The sequence below is a fragment of the Mesorhizobium sp. M4B.F.Ca.ET.089.01.1.1 genome, from assembly GCF_004022605.1.
GTDB lineage: Bacteria > Pseudomonadota > Alphaproteobacteria > Rhizobiales > Rhizobiaceae > Mesorhizobium > Mesorhizobium abyssinicae.
Genome location: NZ_RZOS01000424.1, coordinates 1 through 4,864, shown reverse-complemented (window position 1 = coordinate 4,864; position 4,864 = coordinate 1). Strand labels below are relative to the sequence as shown.

Here is a 4,864-nt window from a genome sequence, read left to right as displayed (position 1 = left end):
GCCTGGGAGACGGTGATCGATCATGCGCATCTGTTCGGCGCTTCCACGGTCAGCGGCTTCACCGGCCGTATTCGCGGCAAGCCGCTGACCGACAGCCTGCCGCGCTTCCGCGAGGTCTGGGGGCCGCTGGCGAAGCGCGCCGCCGACAAGGGCGTGCGCATCGCCTTCGAGAATTGCGCGATGGATGGCAACTGGGCCAGCGGTGACTGGAACATCGCCCACAATCCGGATGCCTGGGAGCTGATGTTCAACGAATTGCCGGATGACAATCTCGGCCTCGAATGGGAGCCCTGCCATCAGCTCGTCTACCTGATCGACCCGATGCCGCAGATCCGCAAATGGGCGCCGCGCATCTTCCATGTCCACGGCAAGGACGCCACCGTGCGCTGGGACGTCATCCGCGAGCACGGCGTGTTCGGCCGGCTGCCCTTCGTGCAGATGCGCACGCCGGGCTTCGGCGACAGCGACTGGACGCGGGTGATCAGCGAATTGCGGCTGGCCGGCTACAAGGGCGCCATCGACATCGAGGGCTGGCACGACCCTGTCTATCGCGACGACCTGGAGATCACCGGGCAAGTGCGCGCGCTGGATTATCTCAAGCAATGCAGGGGAGGTGCCAGCTACCTGCCAAATCCGATGTGAGGCCAAAGTTGATGTGAGGATTGGCCGGCGGGAGGAGCCGGCCGGCCAGTTTTGCGGCGCACTGCCGAAGCGAATGTCGAAAACCCTCGCTTGGCGAGGAAACAAAGGGAGGAACGTGCATGAGCATCGCGTTTAGAACGACACTTCTGCGCACGACCGTCGTGGCCGCAGCCACGGCGCTTGCCGCCGCCATCTCCACCTTGCCGGCGCAGGCGCTGGATGCCCAATGGTGCAAGGACGTCCACATCCGCTTCTTCGTCGGCGGCGCGGAGGGCGACGCCTTCGGCACCATCGTCTACAATGGCGCCAAGCAGGCGGCCGCCGATCTCGGGCCTAAGGTCGACTACATCTTCTCGCAGTGGGATTCCGAGAAGATGGTGCAGCAGTTACGCGAGGCCGTCGCCGTGAAACCCAACGGCATCGCCATGATGGGCCATCCGGGCGACGCCGCGATCATGCCTCTGGCCGAGCAGGCGCACAAGGACGGCATCAAGATGATGTACCAGAACGTTCCGGTGCCGAAGGTGGTGGAAGCGTTCGGCGGCGGCTATGTCGGCGCCCAGCAGGAGCAGCAGGGCCGTGCACTCGGCGCCGAGGCCATCAAGCTCGGCAAGCTCAAGTCCGGCGACAAGGCGATCATGATCGGCCCGTTCGAGAACGAGGCCCGCGGCGCGCGAGAGCGCGGCACGGTGGCCGTACTCAAGGAGGCCGGCATCAGTGTCATCCAGCTGCCGTCACCGCCGAGCGGCGAATGGGCATCCGACCCCAATCTGGCGATTCCGGTGATCACCGCGGCCCTGCTCAACAACCCTGATATCAAGGCGGTCGGCTATCCCGGCGGCCAGATGCTGGGCAATGTCGCCACCTACATGCAGGCGGCGGGAAGAAAGCCCGGCGAGATCTTCAATTTCGGCTTCGACACCAGCCCGCAGATCGTCGAGGGCTTCAAGGGCGGCTGGGTGCAGCTGACGGCCGACCAGCAGCCCTTCCTGCAGGGCTACCTGCCGATCCTCAGCCTCTGCCAGCAGGTAGTGCTGGGTCTGGCGCCGATGAATGTCGATACCGGCGCCGGCTTCGTGACGCCGCAGAATTACGAGATCGTCGCCGAGCTGGCCAAGCAGGCGCTGCGCTGACCTCCCAAGCCGTCGGCCGGGATTTCGCCCGGCCGGCGGGGCCGCCGGCGAGGAGACCGGCAAGACAGACAATCCGAGCGAGGATCGCATGGGCGAACGCATCATCGAACTGCGCGACATCAAGAAGTCGTATGGCCAGGTCTATGCGCTTGGCGGCGTCAACCTCAGCGTCGACCGCGGCGAGGTGGTCGGCCTGATCGGCGACAATGGCGCCGGCAAGTCGACGCTGATCAAGATCCTGTCAGGCGTGGTCAAGCCGACCAGCGGCGAGATCCTGGTGCGCGGCAAGCCGGTCAGCGGATGGAGCGCGGCGCGCTCGCGCGATGCCGGCATCGAGACGGTGTTCCAGGACCGGGCGCAGGCGGTGCAGCAGACGATCGTGCGCAACATCTTCATGGGTCGCGAACTGACCAGCTGGATGGGCTGGCTGAAGGTCAACAAGGAGATCGAGGAGGCGAGCCGGCTGATGCGGGAGATCGGCTTCACCTCGAAAGTGTTCACGCCGCACTCGATCGTCGGCCAGCTTTCGGGCGGCGAACGCCAGGGCGTGGCGATCGCGCGCGCCATCTACAAGCAGGCGGAGCTGATCATCCTCGACGAGCCGACGACGGCGCTGTCGCTGACCGAGACCGCCAAGGTCTTCCACTTCGTGCGCCAGGTGCGGGCGAGCGGCCGGTCGATCCTGTTCATCGGCCACAACATCCACCACGTCTTCGACATTGCCGACCGCTTCGTGGTGCTCGACCGCGGCAAGGTGGCGCTGACCGCCGACCGCAGCCAGATCAAGTCGGCGGAAGATCTCATCAACTTCATGGAAGACGTGGCGCATCCGGGCGGCCTGCCCGGACTGCACGAGGCGGGCGAAGCGGAGCAGGGAGCGCGATGAGCAAGGCCATGGAACCCGATCTGCAATCTCCCCTGGGAAGAACAAGCGGCCAGGCAGGCAAGGAATGGAGCCATCCATCCGACCACTGGCTGCGCGGCTTCGTCATCGACAACCGCGCCGCGCTCGGCACGCTCGGCGTGTTCATCTTCATGATGGCGGTGTTCATCATCGCCAATCCGACGGTGTTCACCACCTGGTATCTCTACAGCTCGGTACTGACGACGCTTCCCGTTGCGCTGTTCGTGGTGGTGCCGCTGGTCTTCGTCGTCACCTGCGACGAGATCGACCTGTCGTTCCCGGCAACGATGGGTTTTGCCTCATGGGTCTTCGCACTGGTCGTGCAGGCCGGCTATGATCCGTTCCTCGGCATCGCCGCCGCGCTGGTCACCGGCACGCTGCTCGGCTTCCTGGTCGGATCGCTGGTCGTCTATGGCGGACTGTCGTCGCTGATCGCCACGCTCGGCATGAATTTCCTGTTGCGCGGCCTGATCCAGATCATCAACGAGGGCAGGTCGATGGCGCTGACCGGCCTTGCCGACAGCTCAGCCTACAAGATCTTCTCGAGCCAGCTCTGGGGCATCCCGGTGCAGGTCTTCTGGGCCATCGCCTTCGTCGTTTTCTCGGCGCTGCTCTACAACCGCCACCGCTTCGGCGCGCAGGTGAGGGCAGTCGGCGACAATCCGGACAGCGCCAAGCAGATGGGCATCGACGTCAAGCGCGTCAAAGTCAAGGTGTTCGTCTTCACCGGCATCGGGGCGGCGATCGCCGGCACCTTCTCGGTGATGATCGACTTCACCTGGTGGCCGACGGCCGGCGACGGCTATCTGCTGCCGGTGCTGGCCTCGGTGTTCGTCGGCGGCACGCCGACCTGGGGCGGCATCGGCACGGTGGTCGGCGGCGCGATCGGCGCGGTGACCGTGTCGTTCATCCAGACCGGCGTGGTGGCGGCGGGGCTGAGCGGCTTCTACGCGCAGTTCTTCAACGGGCTGATCATCATCTTGTCGCTGCTCGGCCATAAGTGGAACCAGGCGAGGTATCGGTGAGGGAATTGCTCACACGCCGGTGACAAAGCCGTCCAGCACGCGTTTCTGGCCGGCCTTGTCGAAGTCGATGGTGAGCTTGTTGCCTTCGATTGCCGCAATGTTGCCGTTGCCGAATTTCTGGTGGAAGACGCGGTCGCCGACGCTGAAGGCCGACGGCTTGTCGGCGACGGACTTGGCGACCAGTTCGCCGTCGATGGTGCGACCCTTGACGCTGGTGCGGCCGGCGCCGTAGCCGCTGTCGGTCTCGCCATAGCCGATGCGCTCGACCTGGTGGCCGGAGCGCGTGCCCCAGTTGCGATCGGTGGCCTCGGTGCGGTTGGCCTGCGCGCGCTGCCAGCCCGGCGTCGAATAGGTGTTGGAGAAGGATTTTTCCTCGCCGATATTGTCGAAGCGCGAGGCGCCGTAGGGGTTCTGCCGGCCGCCGCGTCCGGAGGCGAACGAGCCGCCGCCGTAGCTGTTGCCGTAGCCGCCATAGGAGTTGCCGCTCTCGGCGACCTCGACATGGGTTTCCGGCAATTCGTCGAGGAAGCGCGACGGGATGGTCGATTGCCACAGGCCGTGGATGAGGCGGTTGGAGACGAACCAGATGTGCAGGTTCTTCTTGGCGCGTGTCAGGCCGACATAGGCGAGGCGGCGCTCCTCCTCGAGGCCGGAACGGCCGCCTTCGTCGAGCGCGCGCTGGTGCGGGAACAGGCCTTCTTCCCAGCCGGGGAGGAAGACGGTCTCGAACTCGAGACCCTTGGCCGAATGCAGCGTCATGATCGAGACTGCATCGAGCGACTCGCTCTGCTCGGCCTCCATGACCAGCGCGACATGCTCGAGGAAGGCGCGCAGCGATTCGTACTCCTCCATGGAGCGGATCAGCTCCTTGAGGTTTTCCAGCCGCCCGGGCGATTCGGCCGAGCGGTCGTTCTTCCACATGTCGGTGTAGCCGCTCTCCTCCAGGATGGTCTCGGCGAGCTCGGTGTGCGGCGTGGTCTCCAGCGCCTTTTGCCAGCGCTCGAAATTCGCCGCGACCTCGCGCAGGGCGGCGCGCGGCTTCGGCTTCATCTCGTCGCTTTCGGCGAGGTTGCCGGCGGCTTCCAGCATCGGGATGCGCAGCGCCCGCGCCGTGTCGTGGATCTGGCGGATCGTGGCTTCGCCGAGCCCACGCTTCGGCA

The 4,864-nt window shown here is 65.5% G+C and carries 5 protein-coding genes; 4 read left to right on the top strand and 1 reads right to left on the bottom strand.

Annotation, left to right across the window (positions count from 1 at the left end; genetic code table 11):
* From EN780_RS27570 to EN780_RS27555, 4 genes are all read left to right on the top strand, one after another.
* Positions 1-642 (top strand): sugar phosphate isomerase/epimerase (locus tag EN780_RS27570; RefSeq protein WP_133372736.1); only part of this gene is annotated, 642 nt, incomplete at its 5' end.
* A 119-nt stretch (positions 643-761) separates the two neighbouring features.
* Complete coding sequence (locus EN780_RS27565; protein WP_127286432.1) at positions 762-1,775, top strand: substrate-binding domain-containing protein; 1,014 nt, start codon at positions 762-764, stop codon at positions 1,773-1,775.
* 88 nt (positions 1,776-1,863) lie between these two features.
* Positions 1,864-2,661 (top strand): ATP-binding cassette domain-containing protein, encoded by a 798-nt coding sequence (locus EN780_RS27560; protein ID WP_128275877.1) that lies wholly within the window; start codon positions 1,864-1,866, stop codon positions 2,659-2,661.
* Positions 2,658-3,704: an ABC transporter permease gene (locus tag EN780_RS27555; protein WP_128275876.1), complete on the top strand. Its 1,047-nt coding sequence runs from the start codon at positions 2,658-2,660 to the stop codon at positions 3,702-3,704. Before EN780_RS27560 ends, EN780_RS27555 begins: the two co-directional genes overlap by 4 nt.
* Positions 3,705-3,713: 9 nt before the next feature.
* On the opposite strand, the gene EN780_RS27550 is transcribed toward EN780_RS27555, so the two are convergent.
* Positions 3,714-4,864: 3'-5' exonuclease (locus EN780_RS27550; RefSeq protein ID WP_189556779.1), on the bottom strand; the 1,151-nt coding region annotated here is incomplete at its 5' end.

What these genes read in the sequence shown, in the direction of transcription:
- EN780_RS27560 (WP_128275877.1), top strand. Translation starts at nt 1,864, where the DNA reads ATGGGCGAACGCATCATCGAACTGCGCGACATCAAGAAGTCGTATGGC.
- EN780_RS27555 (WP_128275876.1), top strand. Translation starts at nt 2,658, where the DNA reads ATGAGCAAGGCCATGGAACCCGATCTGCAATCTCCCCTGGGAAGAACA.
- EN780_RS27565 (WP_127286432.1), top strand. Translation starts at nt 762, where the DNA reads ATGAGCATCGCGTTTAGAACGACACTTCTGCGCACGACCGTCGTGGCC.